Origin of the sequence: Reinekea sp. G2M2-21 (genome assembly GCF_015687175.1) — a bacterium.
Taxonomy (GTDB): Bacteria; Pseudomonadota; Gammaproteobacteria; order Pseudomonadales; family Natronospirillaceae; genus Reinekea.
In genome coordinates this window covers 1,076,979-1,097,403 of the sequence record NZ_JADPQG010000001.1, presented here as the reverse complement: position 1 = coordinate 1,097,403, position 20,425 = coordinate 1,076,979, and the positions used below count along the sequence as shown (strand labels likewise).

At 47.0% G+C, this 20,425-nt stretch carries 19 protein-coding genes; 11 read left to right on the top strand and 8 right to left on the bottom strand.

The window, feature by feature from the left end; all coding sequences use genetic code 11:
• From wecC to IYN85_RS05035, 3 genes are read right to left on the bottom strand one after another with little or no spacing between them, the layout of a single operon-like run.
• A complete protein-coding gene (wecC, locus tag IYN85_RS05045) occupies nucleotides 1-1,248 on the bottom strand; it encodes a UDP-N-acetyl-D-mannosamine dehydrogenase (protein ID WP_196157736.1) in 1,248 nt (415 codons plus the stop codon).
• 14 nt (nucleotides 1,249-1,262) lie between these two features.
• A complete protein-coding gene (wecB, locus tag IYN85_RS05040) occupies nucleotides 1,263-2,381 on the bottom strand; it encodes a non-hydrolyzing UDP-N-acetylglucosamine 2-epimerase (RefSeq protein ID WP_230390473.1) in 1,119 nt (372 codons plus the stop codon).
• Nucleotides 2,378-2,740, bottom strand: a complete 363-nt coding sequence (locus IYN85_RS05035; RefSeq protein WP_196157735.1) for a MarR family EPS-associated transcriptional regulator — start codon at nucleotides 2,738-2,740, stop codon at nucleotides 2,378-2,380. The genes wecB and IYN85_RS05035 overlap by 4 nt, the downstream gene beginning before the upstream one ends.
• A gap of 733 nt (nucleotides 2,741-3,473) precedes the next feature.
• On the opposite strand from IYN85_RS05035, the gene IYN85_RS05030 reads away from it, so the two are divergent.
• A complete protein-coding gene (locus IYN85_RS05030; protein WP_196157734.1) occupies nucleotides 3,474-3,635 on the top strand; it encodes a hypothetical protein in 162 nt (53 codons plus the stop codon).
• Between the two features lie 119 nt (nucleotides 3,636-3,754).
• Nucleotides 3,755-3,976 carry a hypothetical protein gene (locus IYN85_RS05025; protein ID WP_196157733.1) on the top strand — a complete coding sequence of 74 codons (222 nt, stop codon included), beginning with the start codon at nucleotides 3,755-3,757 and terminating at the stop codon, nucleotides 3,974-3,976.
• A gap of 249 nt (nucleotides 3,977-4,225) precedes the next feature.
• On the opposite strand, the gene IYN85_RS05020 is transcribed toward IYN85_RS05025, so the two are convergent.
• From IYN85_RS05020 to IYN85_RS05010, 3 genes are all read right to left on the bottom strand, one after another.
• Nucleotides 4,226-6,013 (bottom strand): sulfatase-like hydrolase/transferase, encoded by a 1,788-nt coding sequence (locus IYN85_RS05020; protein ID WP_196157732.1) that lies wholly within the window; start codon nucleotides 6,011-6,013, stop codon nucleotides 4,226-4,228.
• Between the two features lie 97 nt (nucleotides 6,014-6,110).
• The gene (locus IYN85_RS05015; RefSeq protein WP_196157731.1) at nucleotides 6,111-7,280 is read right to left on the bottom strand and encodes a nucleotide sugar dehydrogenase; all 1,170 of its coding nucleotides are present in this window, start codon (nucleotides 7,278-7,280) and stop codon (nucleotides 6,111-6,113) included.
• Nucleotides 7,281-7,373: 93 nt separating this feature from the next.
• Nucleotides 7,374-8,375 (bottom strand): NAD-dependent epimerase, encoded by a 1,002-nt coding sequence (locus IYN85_RS05010; protein ID WP_196157730.1) that lies wholly within the window; start codon nucleotides 8,373-8,375, stop codon nucleotides 7,374-7,376.
• Between the two features lie 188 nt (nucleotides 8,376-8,563).
• On the opposite strand from IYN85_RS05010, the gene IYN85_RS05005 reads away from it, so the two are divergent.
• On the top strand, nucleotides 8,564-9,397 hold the full coding sequence (locus tag IYN85_RS05005; protein ID WP_196157729.1) for a glycosyltransferase family 2 protein: 834 nt from the start codon (nucleotides 8,564-8,566) through the stop codon (nucleotides 9,395-9,397).
• Nucleotides 9,398-9,514: 117 nt separating this feature from the next.
• Here IYN85_RS05005 and apbC read toward each other — a convergent pair whose 3' ends face one another.
• Both apbC and IYN85_RS04995 read right to left on the bottom strand, forming a co-directional pair.
• Nucleotides 9,515-10,315 (bottom strand): iron-sulfur cluster carrier protein ApbC, encoded by an 801-nt coding sequence (apbC, locus tag IYN85_RS05000; protein ID WP_196157728.1) that lies wholly within the window; start codon nucleotides 10,313-10,315, stop codon nucleotides 9,515-9,517.
• A 207-nt stretch (nucleotides 10,316-10,522) separates the two neighbouring features.
• On the bottom strand, nucleotides 10,523-11,926 hold the full coding sequence (locus tag IYN85_RS04995) for a mannose-1-phosphate guanylyltransferase/mannose-6-phosphate isomerase (RefSeq protein WP_255533633.1): 1,404 nt from the start codon (nucleotides 11,924-11,926) through the stop codon (nucleotides 10,523-10,525).
• Nucleotides 11,927-12,102: 176 nt separating this feature from the next.
• On the opposite strand from IYN85_RS04995, the gene metG reads away from it, so the two are divergent.
• The 8 genes from metG (at nucleotide 12,103) to nth (ending at nucleotide 20,389) form a co-directional block, all read left to right on the top strand.
• Entirely contained in the window at nucleotides 12,103-14,169 is a 2,067-nt protein-coding gene (gene metG / locus IYN85_RS04990; protein ID WP_196157727.1) for a methionine--tRNA ligase, read from the top strand.
• Between the two features lie 188 nt (nucleotides 14,170-14,357).
• A complete protein-coding gene (gene rsxA, locus IYN85_RS04985; RefSeq protein WP_196157726.1) occupies nucleotides 14,358-14,939 on the top strand; it encodes an electron transport complex subunit RsxA in 582 nt (193 codons plus the stop codon).
• A gap of 9 nt (nucleotides 14,940-14,948) precedes the next feature.
• Entirely contained in the window at nucleotides 14,949-15,542 is a 594-nt protein-coding gene (gene rsxB / locus IYN85_RS04980; RefSeq protein ID WP_196157725.1) for an electron transport complex subunit RsxB, read from the top strand.
• Nucleotides 15,539-17,332: an electron transport complex subunit RsxC gene (gene rsxC / locus IYN85_RS04975; RefSeq protein WP_196157724.1), complete on the top strand. Its 1,794-nt coding sequence runs from the start codon at nucleotides 15,539-15,541 to the stop codon at nucleotides 17,330-17,332. Before rsxB ends, rsxC begins: the two co-directional genes overlap by 4 nt.
• Nucleotides 17,329-18,357, top strand: coding sequence for an RnfABCDGE type electron transport complex subunit D (locus IYN85_RS04970; protein WP_196157723.1), 1,029 nt, complete (start codon nucleotides 17,329-17,331; stop codon nucleotides 18,355-18,357). Before rsxC ends, IYN85_RS04970 begins: the two co-directional genes overlap by 4 nt.
• Nucleotides 18,347-19,027, top strand: coding sequence for an electron transport complex subunit RsxG (gene rsxG, locus IYN85_RS04965; RefSeq protein ID WP_196157722.1), 681 nt, complete (start codon nucleotides 18,347-18,349; stop codon nucleotides 19,025-19,027). The genes IYN85_RS04970 and rsxG overlap by 11 nt, the downstream gene beginning before the upstream one ends.
• Before the next feature lie 2 nt (nucleotides 19,028-19,029).
• Nucleotides 19,030-19,743, top strand: a complete 714-nt coding sequence (locus IYN85_RS04960) for an electron transport complex subunit E (RefSeq protein ID WP_196157721.1) — start codon at nucleotides 19,030-19,032, stop codon at nucleotides 19,741-19,743.
• 10 nt (nucleotides 19,744-19,753) lie between these two features.
• On the top strand, nucleotides 19,754-20,389 hold the full coding sequence (gene nth, locus IYN85_RS04955; protein WP_196157720.1) for an endonuclease III: 636 nt from the start codon (nucleotides 19,754-19,756) through the stop codon (nucleotides 20,387-20,389).
• Nucleotides 20,390-20,425: the final 36 nt, after the last annotated feature.

Below are 20,425 nucleotides of genomic sequence, written 5' to 3'. Positions count from 1 at the left end.
TTAGCACCATAAACCTTTTGTATCAATCAAATATTTAGAGTCGGGGCATTCGCCTTTAAATTGCGCATGCTCAACTAATAGAATGTGTAAGTGTGCTTTTTCTATTGCGGATTGAAGATCTAAATTACGAAGACCAGATACATCTCCTTGAATATTAGGCTCTACCGCATACACCTCGCCTGGGTGTATCACCTTAACGGCCTTCGCTATTTTAAGAGCAGCGCTCTCCCTTACATCGTCAATATCCGCCTTAAAAGCCAAACCATAACAGCTCACTATTACGTCCTTTGCTGCTAGACTAGGATTAGCGAGAAGCAAGGTGCTAAGCAACTCCTTGTATTTTTCGATCACCCACTCAGGCTTACCATCATTCACCTCCCGGGCTGCTCTAATCAAACGAGCTTCACCCGGAGTTTTGCTTACAATAAACCACGGGTCTACAGCAATACAGTGGCCACCCACTCCAGGACCAGGCTGTAGAATGTTTACACGCGGGTGTCGATTAGCAAGAGAAATCAATTCCCAGACATTAATGTCTAATTTATCGCAAATAATTGAAAGTTCATTTGCAAAGGCGATGTTGACGTCACGGAAACTATTTTCCGTTAGTTTTGCCATTTCAGCGGTACGGGCATTTGTCGCCACGCATTCGCCTTTCACAAAGATTTTGTACAAAGCAGATGCCTGCTCTGTACATTTTGATGTCATACCACCAATCACTCTGTCGTTGCTGACCAGTTCTTCCAATACTTTGCCAGGCAACACTCGCTCTGGGCAGTGCGCTACTCGAATGTCAGATTCTTCACCGGCCGTTTGCGGAAATGTTAAGTCCGGGCGAGCTGCCGCCAACCATTCTGCCACTTGTTCCGTTGCGCCCACTGGCGATGTGGATTCCAAAATCACCAAGTCGCCTTTTTTAAGTACTGGCGCAATTGCTTTTGAAGCAGATTCTATGTAAGAAAGGTCAGGCTCATGGTTGTCACCCTTAAACGGCGTTGGCACTGCTATTAAAAAAGCATCAGCAGGCTCTGGGGTTATGGTTGCCTTAAGGTAACCTTCTGTTACAGCAGCATGAACAACCATATCAAGGTCTGGCTCGACGATATGAATCTCACCCTTATTGATCGTATCCACTGCCTTTTGGTTAACGTCAACACCAATAACATTTACTTTGCGTGAAGCAAATACTGCTGCTGTGGGTAATCCAATATAACCTAAGCCAATCACCGATATTGTTTTAAATGCCATGTAACTTCCTATTATTAAATTTTAGTAGCTTTTAATGCAGAAATAATGCGTGCGCAGGCTTCGCCATCCCCATAGGGGTTGTGCGCTAAAGACATCGCCTCGTAATGAGTTTTATCTTCAATAAGCTTTGAAACTTCACTCACAATTGCCTGCACGTCTGTACCTACAAGTTTAACTGTCCCTGCCTCTACAGCCTCTGGGCGCTCCGTTGTATCTCGCATAACCAGAACAGGCTTGCCTAGTGAAGGAGCTTCTTCCTGTATGCCACCGGAGTCAGTCAATATAATGTGTGCGTTATTCATCAGGTACACAAAAGGCAAATACTCTTGCGGCTCAATAAGTTGAACATTGCTCACATCTGATAATAGGCGGTTTACTGGCTCGCGAACATTAGGATTCAAGTGAACTGGGTAAATTATTTTATAATTTGGATAGGCTTTTGCTATGTCATGAATCGCTTGACAGATACGCTCGAAGCCACCACCAAAACTTTCACGTCGGTGGCCAGTGACAAGTACATAGGGTACGCCTATCCAGCCAAACTGGGTAGATAGTTCCTTATTAACATCCTCTCGGCTGAGGATATTATCACGAACATCAAACAATGCGTCGATTACAGTATTTCCGGTAATTACAACACTATCATCGGGTACATTTTCTTTAATTAAGTTTGCCTTACTGGTGGCTGTTGGTGCGAAATGTTTAGCCGTAAGTACACCAGTCAACTTCCGGTTGGCTTCTTCCGGCCAAGGGGATAACAAATTACCAGTGCGAAGCCCAGCCTCTACGTGCCCTACTTTGATTTGCTGATAAAAGGCGGCCAGGGACGCAGCAAAGGTGGTAGAGGTGTCGCCATGTACCAGTACCCAGTCTGGCTTAAACTCAACTAACACCGACTTTAGCTCTAACAAGATACGGCTAGTAATATCGTATAGATCTTGCCCCGCCTTCATGATATTCAAATCATAGTCGGGTTTAATTTCGAACAAATCCAATACTTGGTCAAGCATTTCGCGGTGCTGTGCAGTTACGCAGACTTTGGCATCGATGTCACTATCGTTTTTCAGTGATTTAACTAAAGGAGCCATTTTAATGGCCTCAGGGCGAGTACCAAAAATTGTTAAAACTTTCATAATTTATAATTTATCTCCGAGGACGCTATTTCAGCGTCAAAATCGCTTAATTCCGCTCGCATAGCCTGTATCTCAGCCTCTAGGTTGGCATATTCTTCGATTTTTATTTGTAAGAATCGCTGAGTTACTTTCGCTTTAGCTTCAATACCAGTTGGAGTTACCAGGTAAGCATAGCCGAGCTTATTTTGGCTATTCTTAAAATTCCGAGCCTTAATCCAACCTACTTCTAATAAAGCATTTATACAATAATTTACTTTGCCCAAACTTATACCGAGCTCTTTTGCTATGGCTCGCTGGCTTACGTTTGGATTTTTCTCCAACGCTTTTAGCAGTTTATAGCGAAGTTCGTCAGTTAACATTTCGTGTTCACTTATGCACTTATATCATTCAAGCAGTGTGGCTAATTGGAATGCAGGTTCTAACCCTCTGCTGAGGGCTTGCAGGGTAGCGTTCAATCAATGAACGCGGAGTTTAAAGGATGGTTTTTCGCCTTGCAATGTTTAAGTTTATCGGGGGTTAATAACAGCAAAGCACATTAGGTTCGATTTTAAATTCGGCAAAGGCCTGGCATTGTTCCGAAAATCACAACTACCTTGTTACATGAGTCAATTGGATATACTTGTCGGATTGCCGGGCAATTACGCTGCATTTCCTCTGATTTAGCCGTTATACCCTTACCCACTAAACGGGCGAGGCTGTTTGGTATCAATATAGGACTATCTTCGCGACAAGCCTCAATAGCTGTGGTGGTTCACCTATCGGAAACAGAAGCTAAGCCTGTCATTAGAATAGGCAAACTAGTAAAAAAACGGGGCCGCTCATTATTTACTTGTGGACATAAGGGGTTCAGGTCGACCTCGCGGGTTCATTCGCAGGTGTCACTCGCTTATACCCCAGGCGAAACTATCGTCTTGGTAGCGTATTACGCGCTAAAGGCAGATGGATTTTTAGTAAATGCAGCATATAACACACCTTTCGTTATTAATTTTATACTTTGCCGTTTTTTGTCGTCTTACAACAGTCCTTTTTTACCGTTCGGCCTTGGCAAAAGATGCAGTATGCCAATCACCTTTATTTAAGAGGAGCTATTGAATGGAAAATTTATTCAACAAAACGGTGGCGCTGAAGAAGTTTACTCAAGAGTCTGAGCTCGTGAATGCATTACGGGCAAATCTTCATTTTCTGGTCGACCCGCCACCGGAACTAATTAGCATATTACGTGCCTTGGAACATAACAGGCTGTTTGCCCGTTAGATCCGAGACTTAGCATCGGAACACGGGGGTTTTTGCCGCAAGCCGGCGATTTTAAGGAGATTAAAAGCGATATGGACATGTACGATCAATTGCGGTAATTGAAAATCAAAGTGGGCCCGTTGATCGAATTGCTAAATGGCACTCAGCCGGCTGCGAGTGCAGATGCCGACCAAACCGCGTTGACAATTTATAGTGTCGCAAAAGCGTTGAACCTGGAAGGCATAGAAGCCGAGCGAGTGATGGCGAAACGGTTCAGCAGCAATGTGAATCGCAACACCCGTAAAGAAGAACCGGAACAGGTTGATACAGTAAAGGGAATGACAGAGACTGAGTCAGCTTAAAAAATCCTTAGAGTCCGTGGGATTCGGGCTTTGGTAGTGATGGATTTTTATTCAAATCGCCGCTATAGTTCCCAACCGCCTTCGTGCCTCAATTGTTCTGTCCTACAAAGGGATATGCAATTGCGCCGGGCTGTGTGGCAACAGGCCAGCCGTGAGGGGTTTATATTCAAATCGCCGTTAACGTGCGCTCGCACAGGGGAACAAGATTATAGCGCGTCCTTAAGGAACTTGTTTCAGACGTGATTGAATCTAACGAAATTGACTCAATACTCGTTGCACGCCTTGAATGCTTTTGGCAGAGGCTTTTTCTTCTTTACTGATATCTTCCAACGCATAATTTTTCACAAAACCAGGATAAAGCTCGGTGACCACATCTCCATCTACAATGGCCTGGATAACATAACTTTCAATGATATTTACGCGTGATTCATCTGAAAAAAGCGAAGCACCAGTCGAAATATCACTAAACTCTATTCCACAATTTAAGGCGTCCGTCACAAGGGTAGCAAACACATCCTCATGTGAGGTTCGGTAATCAATCGCTGCCGGCATTAGTCCCGGCCAATGAATAACCAGCGGCACACCACTTTGAAAACGAGAAAAATTACTGCCATGCCCCCAGTAAGCAACCGATTGATCGCGAAATTCTTCCCCATGGTCGCCGGTGATGACCAAAATCGTATTTTCCCACAAACCTTTAGATTTCAGTGCAACTTGCAATTGGCCGATAAGACTATCGATATAATGAATCGAATTACTGTATTGGTTAAAGTAGGGTTCTGGTTGCGTATCATCCGTGGCTTTAGAGGGTGAAAACCGTTCGCTCGGCTCAAAGGGTTTGATGTAATCCGGGGGTGTCCAATAGGGGAAATGTGAGGAATTGAATAACAGGTACCCAAAAAACGGTCGGGTCTCGTCGCGGCGTTCAATTTGCTCAATTAACTGGGTAACGATACCCGCATCACCTTCGAATACCTGACCTCGCCCATTGCTTTGTAAGGGTTTTATTTTTGGAAAAAACAGTTTATCAAGTTTGTTTACTTCAATATCCTGATTGGCCAACACCCAACTCTGATATTTCATACTCTGCAATGCACTAATCAATGCGGGTTCTTTACCGGCGCCAAATGCGCTGGTTAAATAGGCTGGCGATACTCCGTACAAAAGACCAAACAGACCTCGATCAGTAACCGTTCCGGTACTCAAGTGATTGTTAAATATTAACGATTGATGACCAATATTGTATATGTTAGGCGTGACACGTGGGTTCATCCGATCAAACCGCCAACTCTCTAACGTCGCGACAATAATGTTTGTCTCAGATGCAGCTGGGCAATTTAAAGGTGCTAAAGGATAGTTGAAGCCATTAATATCATCCAAATCTACCACCAGGTTATCTTCAACTAAGTCTTCGCGAAACCAGCCCCATTTTTTAATGTCTTTTGTGGCAATTAAGGGGTAATACAGAGGGATAACATGCGTAAGACTTACAATTTTCTTCATATTGTGAGCATAGCCCCAAGCATGAATCGACTGCCCGATAAACGTCAAAACAAAAAGAAAAAAATACAGACCAAACAAGCGCAGTAATTTTCCGACACCACTCAGTTTTAGAGCCAAAAAATAGAACAAGGTAATAACGAGCAACCAAACTAGGCCACCAAAAACCAGGGAGCTCGTTTCAATCCCCATTCCGGCTCTGTCTGTAAAAAACATATTGATAAAAAACGAGTTGATGTGAAATCGATAAACAGAAAATACCCAACTATCGATTGCCAGTAGAAAGAAAAGACTCCCGCCTGCCAATGCGAATAAAGTGCTGAACCATTTTTTTGGCATCCAAAAGAAAGGCAACAAAGCGATTAACAACAGCAGACCCATGGCGTAGGCCTGACCGATAAAAGCTAAAGGCACATAAGTTAATGCCAACGGCGCTAATGACAACTGATAAGCGCTTATGTTAAATATCATAGCTAACAAACAGGCTGCGCTAAACAAAAGAGAGACATTTAACAGGTGCTTAATTTTATTGGCCATGACTTCAAACTTTTCGTAGATTGCGAATTAAAAAAAACGCTCAGTAAATCACTGAGCGCAATGGTAAAGTTAGATAGCTTTCAATTTCAGGAACAAATCAATCATTGCCGAACAGATCGCGTGTGTAGACTTTGTCGGCAACATCATCCAATTCTGCCGAAGGTCGATTCGCCACAATAACATCAGATACCTGCTTGAACTTCTCCAGGTCATTTATCACCAGCGAACGGAAAAATTCATGCTCCGTTAACACAGGTTCGTATACGACCACTTCAATTCCCTTCGCTTTTAAACGCTTCATAACACCTTGGATTGCAGAGGCCCGGAAATTATCAGATCCCGTCTTCATCACCAAGCGGTATATCCCTACTCGTTTCGGGTTGCGTTTGATGATGGAGTCAGCAATGAAGTCTTTTCGAGTCGTGTTAGAGTCAACAATAGCCCGAATAATGTTACTGGGTACGTCTTGGAAATTAGCTAGTAATTGCTTTGTGTCTTTAGGCAAACAGTAACCGCCGTAACCGAAACTTGGATTGTTATAGTGATTACCAATGCGCGGGTCCAGACCCACTCCTTCAATAATCTGCTTACTGTTTAACCCGTGGGTTTCGGCGTAAGTATCAAGCTCGTTAAAGTAAGCGACGCGCATAGCCAAGTAAGTATTGGAAAACAGCTTCACCGCTTCCGCTTCGGTTGAGTCTACAAAAAGCGTAGGAATATCAGTTTTTATCGCGCCTTCTTGTAATAGTTCGGCAAAACGAGTTGCACGTTCGCTTCGTTCGCCAACGATGATTCGACTTGGGTAAAGGTTGTCATACAAAGCCTTACCTTCACGCAAAAACTCAGGTGAGAATATGACATTATCGTTGCCCATTCGCTTTCTAATATCTGCGGTAAAACCGACAGGAACTGTCGACTTAATAACCATTACTGCGTTAGGGTTGATGGTCGTAATATCTTGAATAACGGTTTCGACACTGCTGGTGTTGAAGTAGTTGGTGGTTGGGTCGTAGTCCGTTGGTGTGGCTATGATAACAAAGTCTGCATCTTTATAAGCAAATTCTTTGTCTAGGGTGGCCTTGAAATTGAGATCCTTATTGACCAAGTAGTCGCTGATTTCCTTATCTTCAATGGGCGACTGCTTATTGTTCAGCATTTCGACCTTTTCTTGAATGATGTCAATTGCAACAACTTCGTGATGTTGTGCCAACAACATCGCGTTAGAAAGCCCTACGTAGCCTGTCCCTGCTATGGCAATTTTGGTCATATCGATCTCAATTTATTCAAAGGTTAAAAAGACGCACAGTATAGCGGTTCAATTTGCGGGTGAACATAGCCGCTCACGCGCTATGCCCGCCAACTAAAGCTGATAATAATTACGGTACCAAGCGACCACGGCATTCACTCCGTCCTGTATTTCCGTATTGGGCTTATAGCCGGTTCTTTCACTTAATAACCGAACATCAGCGTAGGTCACCGGTACGTCACCAGGTTGCATGTCCATATAGATTTTTTCTGCCTTTTTTCCCGACGCCCGCTCTATCGCTTCGATAAAGTCCAACAATTTCACCGGTTTTGAATTACCGATATTAAACAGTTGGTAAGGGGCGCGACTGTGGGCTGGGGTTTTCGTGGCCATAAACTTCGATTTCCCCGGTGGGCAACCAACGGCTTTTAGAATACCGTCAACGATATCGTCTATATAGGTAAAATCACGTAGCATTTCGCCGTGATTAAATACGTTTATGGGCTTGCCTTCGAGAATTGCCTTGGTAAATAAGAAAGGCGCCATATCCGGCCTACCCCACGGGCCATAAACCGTAAAAAACCTCAATCCGGTAGTCGGTATGCCATACAGGTGACTGTAAGAATGAGCCATTACTTCATTGGCTTTCTTCGTTGCGGCATAAAGAGAAACGGGATGATCGACAGGATCGTGCTCAGAAAAGGGTTGTTTCTCGTTCTCTCCGTACACAGAGCTGGAAGAAGCATACATCAGATGCTCAACTTTATGCTGCCTTGCTAGCTCCAGAATATTGCCAAACCCCACTAAATTACTGTCTATATAGGCATTAGGGTTTTCAATAGAATGCCGAACCCCAGCTTGCGCGGCCATGTGAATAATCTGCGAGAACAGATATTTAGCCGCAAGATTCGACATAGCCAACCGGTCTTCAACCCCTATTTCCAAGAATTGAAAATTATTAACTCCCGCCAATCTAGCCAGACGATCTTTCTTGAGTTGAACATCGTAATAATCGTTTAAATTATCGATACCAACGACTTCATAACCCTGCTGGGTCAGCTTAATCGCTACCTCATTACCTATAAAACCGGCCACCCCGGTCACTAAAACTGTCATCGCAAAACCAATATCCGCATGTGACGCGAATTTTAGTAGTTAAGGACGCATGTAACTAGTAATAATTTGATCTCCTCTCCTACGCAGCGGATACCATTAATTGATTAATCCCAATTCATCCTTTAATCACTAGCGGAAATGAGCGACAACCCGTTATGATTAAGGTTAATTTCAAGAAAGATTTGCGCATGAAACCTCAAAAAATCGGCATCGTTATAACCACCTACAACAACCCTGCCTGGCTGGAAAAGTGCTTTTGGGGCTGGCAAGCGCAAACCAACAAGAATTTTACCCTTCTCATTGCGGATGATGGCTCAACCCAGGAGACAAAAGCGCTGATACAGCGGTATCAGGCGCAAAATAACCTTACAATTAAGCATTATTGGCATGAAGACCTTGGGTTCCGAAAGTGCGAAATCCTCAACAAAGTTATTGCTGCAACCGATTGCGACTACCTCATTTTTACCGATGGCGACTGCGTGCCGGCCCCAAACTTAGTGCAAACCCACTATGACTATGCTGAGCCTGGTTACTTCTTATCCGCCGGTTACTTCAAATTAAACATGGCAGTTTCAAAAGCGGTAACGGAAGACGATATCCAAGCCGGAAAACTGTTTGAGAAACAATGGCTCATTGCCAATGGCCAGCCCAAAAGCCACAAAATGGGGAAATTGAACCCCAACCCTTTGTATCAACGCATCATGAACAAATTGACGCCGACAAAGGCTACTTGGAATGGAGCAAACAGCAGTACATGGACAAAAGACATTATTGCGGTCAATGGCTTTAACGAAGATATGCAATATGGCGGGTTAGACAGAGAGTTAGGCGAGCGCTTGTGGAATAACGGTATGAAATCCAAGCAAATTCGCTACAGTGCGATATTCATGCACTTGGACCACAAGCGCGGCTACGAAAGTAAAGAAATCTGGCAGAAGAACTATGACATTCGCAACGAAGTCATTCGCACAAAAAGCACTTGGACAACCAACGGCATAATTAAAGGGAATCGGCCCGATTAATTCGCCGCAGAAGTTAGCCTCCACGGCCTCCTGTTTCGCTGATTCCTAAGCGAGAGGGCTTTAGCCACGATAATCAAAGACAGTCATCGTCGCTAAGGCCGCCCCCATGATTTCAGTTCAACTAAACGAAATATCGGGCCCATCGACCTCTGGCGCTGCTTCCAATTGGGCAACTACGTTCTTGGCAATATTCAGGTACTTTCCCGTTACGTCAGACTTCGAATCTGCCGCCACGCTCGGCTCACCGGCATCGATTGACTGTCTTATCGACATATCTAAAGGCAAGCTGCCCAAAACACTGACGCCATAATCATTGGCCAGTTTCTGGCCACCTTCTTCTCCGAATATGTGCTCTTCGTGCCCACAATTCGAACAGGTATGGACCGCCATATTCTCCACAATACCCAACACAGGCACGCTTACTTTCTGGAACATCTCGATACCTTTTTTGGCATCCAGCAGTGCCAGATCTTGCGGGGTAGTCACAATCACGGCACCATCAATATTCGCTTTTTGCGCCAAGGTTAACTGAATATCGCCGGTTCCCGGCGGCATATCGACAACCAGAAAATCCAGATCGCCCCAGAGGGTTTGGGTCAAGATCTGCTGTAAGGCGCCTGAGGCCATCGGCCCGCGCCACACCATAGGCGTTTTATCGGTAACCAGATAGGCCATCGACATGGTTTGCAGGCCGTGCGCCATAATGGGGACAAAGGAATTTTGGTTTTTGATTTCTGGCTGAGCCCCCTCTGGCACACCAAGCATCATACCTACAGAAGGTCCGTAAATATCCGCATCCAGTAAACCCACACTATGACCAAGACTTTTTAGCGCCAAAGCAAGATTCACAGAGGTCGTTGATTTGCCAACCCCCCCTTTCCCGGAAGCAACGGCGATAATTCTTTTAACATTTTCCATAGATAAAGCTCTTGATGCTGAATGAATTTATAGAGAAAGTTAATGAGGGTAAGAACCAGAAAACCAATAGAACTGATGATTCTGGTTTAGGTTTTCCCCTGATTTACAGATTAGGTTGTGGCACTTATCTTTCTGATGCGTCGCACTTTATGTGACTGGGGGGCTTTAGCCCCCATCTTTCAAACAACTATTCAAAAACCTTCGCTGTTAGCTACGCCCGTAACGGTCGGTAAACCGAACAATATCGTCTTCACCCAAGTAAGAGCCTGTCTGAACCTCAATCAGCTCTAATGGGATTTTACCTGGGTTTTCCAAAGCATGAACCTCGCCTAATGGGATATAAACCGACTCATTCTCGGAAACTAACTTCGTTTCCTCACCAATAGTGATATTGGCCGTACCAGACACGACAATCCAGTGCTCAGCACGGTGATGATGCATCTGAACCGACAACTTTTCACCGGGTTTCACCATAATGTTTTTAACCTGGTGTCGCTTACCCTGATCAACACCTTCATAAGCCCCCCATGGACGGTAGACCTTGGTGTGTATTTCATGCTCCGTACGACCCGCTGCCTTCAGCTGATTTACAATGAACTTCACATCTTGCGCGCGTTCGCGCGGCACGACAGCAACAGCGTCCTTGGTTTCCACAATGGCCAAACCTTCAACGCCAATCGCTGCAACCAAACGGCTTTCAGAACGAATAAAGTTGTTCTTGGCATCGTGGGTCAAAACATCCCCCATATGCACATTGCCGTTTTCGTCTTTCTCATTTAGGTCATACAGAGCAGCCCAGGCGCCAATATCGTTCCAATCGCCAGTGTAGGGCACCACCATAGCTTTTTCGGTTTTTTCCATAATCGCGTAGTCGATGGAGTCGGATGGAGACTCCGCGAAGGCGTCAGCATCAATACGAATAAAGTCCAGATCGGAATGATGACCGGCATATGCCTTTTCAACTGCCGCAAATATGGCCGGCTGCAGGTTTTTTAACTCATCCAAGTAGGCTTGAGCACCAAACACGAACATACCGCTGTTCCAGTAGTAACCACCTTCCGCCAAATAGGCTTCGGCCGTCTGTTGATCGGGCTTTTCTTTGAAGGCTTTAACCTTACTGACGGCGTCTTTGCTTTCGGCCTGAATGTAGCCATAGCCAGTTTCAGCATAAGTCGGTTGCACACCAAACGTGACAATCTGACCGGATTTCGCCTGGCTTACGGCTTCTTCCAGCGCACTACCAAATAACGCATGGTTTTTAATCACGTGATCGGCGGGTAACACAACCATAATAGCGCTTGCATCCCGCGACAGTGCCTGAAATGCCGCTAAAGCAATCGCCGGAGCCGTATTTCGGCCAGCAGGCTCCAAAACAATGTCTGCCTTAATGCCTGAGTCCGCCATTTGTTGGGCGATCAGAAAACGGTGCTCATCATTGCAGACCACGATCGGCGCTTCCGCCATTCCAACAGACACGGAACGCTCGGCGGTCTGCTGAATCAAGCTCTTGGTTGAATCAACCAAGTTAATACATTGCTTAGGGAATAGCTCGCGAGACATAGGCCATAAACGCGAACCCACACCACCAGCTAACAAAACGGGAATAATCAAAATCACACTCCTTTAACATACGTCTCCAAAAAATTGCCGGTATTGTCTGTTTTTCACGCCCTCAGCGCAACAGATGCTAGCCAACTGGCAGCAATTCGGTAGAATTGCCGGTTCTTGCCGATTTACCGTCAATCGAGTGAGTCATCTACTGTTTTAACTAAGGAATAACCCAATCCATGTCCGCGAAACGTAAAATACTCGTCACCAGCGCCCTTCCCTACGCCAATGGCCAATTGCATTTAGGCCATTTGATGGAACAGATCCAGACTGACATCTGGGTTCGTTTCCAAAAAAGCATGGGCAACGAGTGCATGTACGTGTGCGCGGACGATACGCATGGCACAGCAGTCATGCTGCGCGCTGAAAAAGAAGGCAAAACTGCAGAAGCGTGGATCGAGCAAATGAACGCCGACCATAAAGCGGATTCTAAGGGCTTTTTAATTGGGCACGACAACTACTACAGCACCCATTCACCAGAGAACAAAGCGCTTTCCGAATTGATTTACAGCCGTTTAAAAGAGAACGGCCACATAAAAGTGAAAACCATTCGTCAGCTGTATGACCCGGAAAAAGAGATTTTCCTGGCGGACCGGTTTGTCAAAGGCACCTGCCCTAAATGTAAATCCGAAGACCAATATGGCGACGCTTGTGAAGTGTGCAGCGCGACGTACGAACCAAACGAGCTGATCAACCCTAAGTCGGCTTACACTGGCGCGACACCCGTTGAAAAAGAATCTGAACACTTTTTCTTCGATTTGCCACAGTTCCAGACCATGTTGCAGGAATGGACAAGGTCCGGCACCTTGCAAGACAGCGTGGCCAACAAATTGGCCGAATGGCTCGGTTCCGGCCTGCAGGCCTGGGACATCTCTCGCGATGCGCCCTACTTCGGGTTTGAAATACCCGGCACTACCGGCAAATACTTTTATGTCTGGTTGGACGCCCCTATCGGCTATATGGCCAGCTTTCAAAACTTATGCGACCGCACCGAAGGCCTGGAATTCGACGATTATTGGGCCAAAGATTCTGACGCCGAGCTTTACCATTTCATTGGCAAAGACATCATCAATTTCCACGCCCTGTTTTGGCCAGCAACATTGACCAGCGCTGGATTCAAGACTCCGGACGGGGTTTTTGCCCATGGCTACATCACGGTTAACGGTGAAAAAATGTCGAAATCCCGCGGCACATTTATTATGGCGAAAACCTATCTGAAGCATCTGAATCCTGAGTATCTTCGCTACTACTACGCAGCAAAACTCGGTTCAGGCGTTGAAGATATCGACCTGAATCTGGAAGATTTCGCGCAGCGGGTTAACACCGACCTGGTGAACAAGTTCGTGAACATAGCCAGCCGATGCGCTGGATTTGTGAAAAAAGCCGGTGGTACATTGTCGGAAAATATTGCCGAACCGGCCCTGTTAAACGAAGTACTCGCGGCTAAGGAATCGATCACCACTTTTTATGAAAAACGCGAGTACAGCAAAGCAATTCGCGAAATCATGGCGTTGGTTGATCGAGCCAACGAGTATATTCAAGCCAAAGCACCTTGGGCACTGGCGAAAGAAGAAGGCAAAGATCAGGAAGTGCTGGATATCTGTTCTATGGGCATCCACCTGTTCCGCGCTTTAACGATATACCTGGGTCCAGTACTGCCGGCTCTCAATGAGAAAGCCTGCCAATTTCTGAACGTATCCTCGTTAACGCTCGTGGACTTGGAGACAACGCTGACGGGCCATACCATTAACAAGTTCAAACCGTTGTTAACCCGTATTGAAATGACCCAAATAGAAGCCCTGCTCGCCGAAAGCAAAGAAGATGCGGTCCGAGAAGGCGGTAAAAAGGCTCCGGAACAACCTGCAACAAAACCGAACAAGCAAGCAGCGAAGGCAAGCTCTAAAAAGGAAACAAGTTCTGAAACCATAGAGTTCGGAGATTTCGCCAAAGTCGATTTGCGCATCGCGAAAGTCATCGAAGCCGACCATGTTGATGGCGCCGATAAACTCCTCTGCCTGCAATTGGATGTTGGCAACAATGAAACCCGACAGGTGTTTTCTGGCATCAAAAGCCACTATCAACCTGAAGACCTGGTCGGCAAAAATGTGATTTTGGTTTACAACCTTGCCCCCAGAAAAATGCGTTTCGGATTATCCGAGGGTATGGTGTTGGCAGCTGGCGAAGGCAATGACCTCTGGGTAATGGAAGGCAGTGCCGACATTCCTCCAGGAACCAAAATAAGCTAAAAATCGTGACACTTACGTTCGGGGCTTCGGCCCCGACATACCTGATATGCATTCGCCACCGGCGACAAACGTTCAAAAAACCATGTCGTTATTCCAAATAGAGATAAAAATCAAATGCTTACCATCTTGTGAGCTATAACAAAACTCACGATAATACCCGCACATTTTTCTAACGCCTTTTTCTATCAATGAGCGAATACATACTGCTTCTGATCGGCACGATACTGGTCAATAATTTCGTCTTGGTACAATTTCTTGGTTTGTGCCCTTTCATGGGCGTGTCGAACAAACTTGAAACCGCTGTCGGTATGTCGGCAGCCACCACCTTTGTCCTGACCATTTCGTCCGTTGCCAGCTACATCGTTTATTCCTACCTGCTGTTGCCACTTGATCTGGCCTATCTGAAGACGATCGCATTTATTCTGGTCATCGCTTTTGTTGTTCAGTTCACTGAAATGCTGGTTCGCAAAACAAGCCCGCTGCTCTACCGGGTGTTGGGTATATTCCTGCCACTGATTACAACAAATTGCGCCGTGCTGGGTGTGGCCTTGTTAAATATCAGTAAGCAGAACTCTTTGATAGAGAGCTTTCTCTATGGCTTTGGCGCAGCCGTCGGCTTTTCTCTGGTCTTGGTGCTATTTGCCGCAATGCGAGAGCGCATCAATGTGGCGGACGTACCAAAACCTTTTAAAGGTGCGGCCATCGGTCTCATTGCTGCTGGCATTATGTCACTGGCCTTCATGGGTTTTTCCGGCCTGGTCGCCGTTTAAGGAAGCGAAATGTTAACCGCGATCATCACATTGTTCATTCTTGCGGCCATCTTTGGCGCGCTACTCGGTTTTGCCTCCATTAAATTCAAACCGGAAGGCAACCCGATTATTGAAGACATCAACAACATATTACCGCAGACACAATGCGGCCAATGTGGTCACCCCGGGTGCCGTCCCTACGCCCAGGCCATTGCCGACGGAGAACCCATCAATAAGTGCCCTCCAGGAGGTGAAGCAACAATTCAAGCTCTTGCGGATTTACTGGACGTTGAACCTTTGCCGCTTGATGCCGAACACGGTGAAGAAAAGGGCAAACAAGTCGCCATTATTCGCGAAGCAGAATGCATCGGTTGCACAAAATGCATTCAGGCTTGCCCGGTGGATGCCATTTTAGGGGCGGCAAAACAGATGCATACCGTAATTGAATCGGAATGTACTGGTTGCGACCTGTGCGTTGAACCCTGCCCGGTCGATTGCATTGATATCGTCCCCGTGCAAACAACCATTCGCCAATGGCACAAGAGCAAGCCGCTCACATTGCCGGAAATAATCGCGACCGATCGCCCAACGCAACGCATTAACGAGGAAGAGCACGCCGCATGACGCAAGCACCTCACATCATCGCTCGCTCCCGAGTCTGGTCTATCCCCGGAGGCGTGCACCCAGAGCAGCACAAAGCGGAATCCAATCAATCGGCCATTGAACCGGTACCACTGCCGTCCGAACTGTGGTTGCCGTTATCCATGCATATTGGCAGCCCGGCAATCCCGGTGGTTAAAGTTGGCGACACTGTCTGTAAGGGCGATCTGATTGCTAGATCTCAAAGCGGTATTTCAGCATCGATTCACGCACCCACTTCGGGTCGCGTTGTTGCTATTGAAGACCACGTCTATGCGCACGAATCCGGTTTTAAACAGCCTGCTATTTGCATTGAAAGCGATGGTCTGGATATTTGGCGACAACAGAAGCCCTGGCACAATTGGCGAGAACAATCAGTTGAAGATATTGTGGCGCGGATTCACGACGGTGGCATCACCGGCATGGGCGGCGCAAGTTTTCCGACGGATGTAAAATACCGCAACAAACATGCACCGATTCACACGCTGCTGGTCAATGCCGCAGAATGCGAACCGTACATTACCGCTGACGACCGACTCATTCGCGAACGCGCTGAAGATATCCTGCATGGGGCAGCAATTTGCCGGCATTTGCTCGGCGCTCGCACGATCCTCATTGGTATTGAAGACAATAAACCGGAAGCCATATCCGCTTTCGAAGTTGCCGCTAAGAGGCTAGGGCTGGATATTACACTTGCCGTGGTGCCCACCAAATACCCCTCCGGCGGTGAAAAGCAATTGATTCAATTAACCACCGGTTTAGAAGTTCCAAAAGGTGGGTTGCCCAGTGACATAGGCTTGGTCTGTCAGAACGTTGGAACGCTTTACCAGATTTATCGAACGGTGGTGTTTGACGAACCCCTGATCAGCCGCGTCACAACCATCACCGGCCAGGCCATTGAGCGCCCGGGTAATTATGAGGCACTCATTGGCACGAGCATAGAGACGCTGTTGAACCACGCTGGGGCGCACCTTAAAAAGGCAGACCGAGTCATCATGGGTGGGCCGATGATGGGCTTTGCACTTCCTGACATTACCGCACCTTTAGTGAAAGCGACGAACTGCCTATTAGCACCAACAAAAAAAGAAATACCGCCACCGATTATCGATAACCCCTGCATACGCTGCGGCATGTGCGAGCAGGCTTGCCCCGCAGGTTTGTTGCCTCAACAATTGCATTGGGCGTCTAAAAACCGATTATTGGACGAAGCCGAATTACACAGCATAGATGACTGCATTGAATGCGGCGCTTGTGCTTATGTCTGCCCGAGTCGAATTCCTTTAGTGCAGTACTTCCGCTACGCCAAAGGTGAGATTAAACAGGAACGGGCCGACCAATTAGCCTCAGATAGAGCGCGTGTTCGCTTTGAAAACCGCCAGGCTCGTTTAGATCGGGAAAAAGCAGAAAAAGAACAGCGTCGTAAAGCTCGTGCAGAAGCGGCAGCTAAAGCATTGGCTGAAAAACAAGCGAAAGAGGGTTCAAATGAAGAACCCAAAGAAGACCCGATTAAAGCGGCACTGGAACGCGCAGCCGCAAAACGCGACGCTAAAAACACGACAACGGAAACGCAAAATCCCGAGCAGCTGAAAGACATTGCTGAAAAAGCCAAAGCGAAATTTGAAAAAGCAACACAGCGGTTACTGGATGCGGAAAAGGAAGGCTCAGAAATGGTTCCCGCGCTGAGAAAAGCCGCCGGCAAACTTGAAGAAAAGTATCACAGCGCTGAAAAAGCCTATCAAGCCGCCATGAAAGAACAGGAAAACGTGTCACCATGATCTCCATTACGTCACCTCATACCGTGGGGCAAAATTCGGTCAGCAAAGTCATGTTTACGTTGGTGGCCGCGTTGGTTCCAGGATACGCCTGCCTTATTTATATCTTTGGCTGGGGTTACCTGGTAAATGCGCTTATCGCTGTCACGGTTGCAGTAGCACTCGAAGCGTTGATTTTAGTGCTGCGTAAACGCCCTGTCGGTTTCTTCCTGAAAGACGGCTCGATTATCGTCACAGCGCTTTTGCTTGCTTGTGCGCTTCCTCCAATAGTTCCCTGGTGGTTAGTGGCGATCGGTTCGGGGATCGCGGTCATTTTTGCGAAACACCTATTTGGCGGGCTCGGGCAAAATCCGTTTAATCCGGCCATGGTCGCATACGCGCTGTTACTGGTGTCGTTGCCTGTTCTGATGACCTCTCGCTGGGCTAACGTTGACGTGTTACCCAGTTTCGCAGACGCTCTTACCATTTCTTTCGGCCACTTAGACAAAGGCTTGGATGCGTTCACCGGAGCAACCCCGTTGGATCATTACAAACTGAATATCGGCAGACTCACCGCCGACAATGTATTGCAAGATCCGATATACGGCGCCTTTGCTGCCAAAGGTTGGATGCAGATAAATCTGGCCTTTTTGGTAGGGGGTTTAGTGTTGCTGGCGCTGCGAATAATCACCTGGCACATCCCTGTGTCGCTGTTGGCATCCATCTTGGTTATGAGCGTGCTGTTTGGCAGTGACGGCGATGCATTTGTACCAACATCATTGCATCTGTTTTCCGGTTCGACCATGTTAGCTGCTTTCTTCATAGCAACCGACCCGGTTACCGCTGCCACGAGCAACAAAGGCAAACTGGTTTATGGTGCGGGTATTGGCCTGCTGATTTACATCATCCGCACCTGGGGCAACTACCCAGACGCGACGGCGTTTGCCGTGTTATTGATGAATTTTTCGGCACCGTTGATCGATCACTACACACGACCGCGCGTATACGGCCACAGTAAAGCCGTAAAAGGATTCAAGAATGACGGATAATCCAGAAACCTCGTTGACACTGGCCGCTGCCATCCGCAAATCGGCCATCGGGCTTGCCATATTCGCTTTGTTTACCGCAGGTATTATCAGTGTGACTCAGGTACTCACCAAAGAAACGATTGCGGACAATGAGAAAGCCTTTGAGGCACGACTGCTGTTGTCTTTGTTGCCAGAAGGTTTCGAAGCAGAAACATTGTTGAACAGCGCACGTTCATTTCAGTCGGTTACGCTTGCCGAGTTTGAACGCTTGCACGTCGGTCAACAGGAAACGTTTTACACGGCCAAAGACGACGAAGGTGAAATTGCCGCAATCATCCTTCCGGTCGTGGCTCCAGAAGGCTATACCGAAGCCATTCGCCTTATTGTGGGCATTTCGCCAAGCGGTGAACTGGTAGGTGTCCGTGTCACCAAGCACAAAGAAACACCGGGACTGGGTGATCAGGTCGAGATTGCCAAATCGGATTGGATTCGCCAGTTCGATGGAAAATCTCGCCAACAACCGGCCCCAGAGCAATGGTTTGTTAGAAAGGATGGCGGTGCATTCGACCAGTTAACTGGGGCGACTATTACGCCACGAGCCATTGTGAAAGCGATCGACAACAGTTTGCGTTTTTTTGAACTGAATAAAGAAGTGTTGCTGGGTAACACCAGCCACGAAGAAGGGTCTTAAATATGTCTGGTCACAGCTATCAAACCATCATAAAGAACGGTTTATGGAGTAATAACTCTGCATTAGTACAGATACTAGGCTTGTGCCCGATGTTGGCGGTCACGGCGACTGTGGTCAATGCATTGGGCTTAGGACTCGCCACCATGGTGGTGTTGGTGGGCTCCAACCTGGCCGTCTCTTTAATTCGGAATTACGTTGCCGATTCTATCCGCCTGCCCGCCTTTGTGATGATTATTGCCTCGTTTACAACTTGCGCAGAACTGCTGATGCAGGCTTACACCTATGAATTGTTTCAGGTGTTGGGGATCTTCATTCCACTGATCGTGACCAACTGCGTTATTTTGGGCCGGGCAGACGCATTTGCCCGCAAGAATCCGGTAATTCCTTCGGTTCTGGACGGTTTTTTCATGTCCCTTGGGTTTCTCGCCGTGCTGCTCGTGTTGGGTGCTTTGCGAGAAATTATCGGTCAGGGAACGTTGTTTTCAAATATGCACCTTATTTTTGGGGAATCGGCCCGCGCTTGGGAAATTGAGGTGTTTGCAGATTACCCGGACTTTTTGTTTGCGGTACTGCCACCCGGAGCATTTGTTGGCTTGGGCTTATTAATCGCAATTAAAAATTTCATTGATGACCGGGTTGAACTGAAACGCCGGGCTAACACCGAACAGGTCACGGTGGGCGCGAAGCGCGTTCGTGTCACCGGAACCATCAGTTAAATGAGCGGTCATGAATAAAGCGATACGAACGGAAATTTTCCAACGTTTTCAGCGGGAAAACCCTCATCCTGAAACTGAGTTAAACTATTCCACGCCCTTTGAATTACTGGTGGCCGTTGTTTTATCGGCACAGGCCACCGACAAAGGCGTCAACAAAGCAACTGACAAACTGTTCCCGGTTGCGAACACGCCAGAAGCCGTCGTTCAGCTCGGTGTCGATGGTCTGAAAAGCTATATTAAGACCATCGGACTGTTTAATTCAAAGGCAGAAAACGTTTTTAAATTGTGTCAACAACTGATCGACCGACACGATTCTCAGGTGCCTCAAACGCGTGAAGCATTAGAAGCTTTGCCGGGAGTCGGCCGAAAAACAGCGAACGTCGTCTTAAACACGGCATTTGGTCAACCCACCATGGCTGTTGACACTCACATTTTCCGTGTCGCTAACCGAACGAAAATCGCTCCAGGCAAAGATGTTGTTGAAGTCGAAAAACGCCTGCTGCGTGTTATCCCCAAGGAGTTCATGATGGACGCTCATCATTGGCTGATCCTGCACGGCCGATACACATGCGTTGCGCGAAAGCCAAAGTGTGGTGCTTGTTTGATCGAAGACTTATGCGAGTTTAAGCAAAAAACGACAGACTGAGGTCTTTTTGAGCATTATTTGCCGGCAAACTTTTTA

Coding starts and splice junctions, on each gene's coding strand:
- IYN85_RS05010 (WP_196157730.1), bottom strand. CDS start 8,375: ATGACAGTTTTAGTGACCGGGGTGGCCGGTTTTATAGGTAATGAGGTA.
- wecC (WP_196157736.1), bottom strand. CDS start 1,248: ATGGCATTTAAAACAATATCGGTGATTGGCTTAGGTTATATTGGATTA.
- wecB (WP_230390473.1), bottom strand. CDS start 2,381: ATGAAAGTTTTAACAATTTTTGGTACTCGCCCTGAGGCCATTAAAATG.
- IYN85_RS05015 (WP_196157731.1), bottom strand. CDS start 7,280: ATGACCAAAATTGCCATAGCAGGGACAGGCTACGTAGGGCTTTCTAAC.
- apbC (WP_196157728.1), bottom strand. CDS start 10,315: ATGGAAAATGTTAAAAGAATTATCGCCGTTGCTTCCGGGAAAGGGGGG.
- IYN85_RS05030 (WP_196157734.1), top strand. CDS start 3,474: ATGGAAAATTTATTCAACAAAACGGTGGCGCTGAAGAAGTTTACTCAA.
- IYN85_RS05005 (WP_196157729.1), top strand. CDS start 8,564: ATGAAACCTCAAAAAATCGGCATCGTTATAACCACCTACAACAACCCT.
- IYN85_RS05035 (WP_196157735.1), bottom strand. CDS start 2,740: ATGTTAACTGACGAACTTCGCTATAAACTGCTAAAAGCGTTGGAGAAA.
- rsxA (WP_196157726.1), top strand. CDS start 14,358: ATGAGCGAATACATACTGCTTCTGATCGGCACGATACTGGTCAATAAT.
- IYN85_RS04970 (WP_196157723.1), top strand. CDS start 17,329: ATGATCTCCATTACGTCACCTCATACCGTGGGGCAAAATTCGGTCAGC.
- rsxC (WP_196157724.1), top strand. CDS start 15,539: ATGACGCAAGCACCTCACATCATCGCTCGCTCCCGAGTCTGGTCTATC.
- IYN85_RS04960 (WP_196157721.1), top strand. CDS start 19,030: ATGTCTGGTCACAGCTATCAAACCATCATAAAGAACGGTTTATGGAGT.
- rsxB (WP_196157725.1), top strand. CDS start 14,949: ATGTTAACCGCGATCATCACATTGTTCATTCTTGCGGCCATCTTTGGC.
- nth (WP_196157720.1), top strand. CDS start 19,754: ATGAATAAAGCGATACGAACGGAAATTTTCCAACGTTTTCAGCGGGAA.
- rsxG (WP_196157722.1), top strand. CDS start 18,347: ATGACGGATAATCCAGAAACCTCGTTGACACTGGCCGCTGCCATCCGC.
- metG (WP_196157727.1), top strand. CDS start 12,103: ATGTCCGCGAAACGTAAAATACTCGTCACCAGCGCCCTTCCCTACGCC.
- IYN85_RS05020 (WP_196157732.1), bottom strand. CDS start 6,013: ATGGCCAATAAAATTAAGCACCTGTTAAATGTCTCTCTTTTGTTTAGC.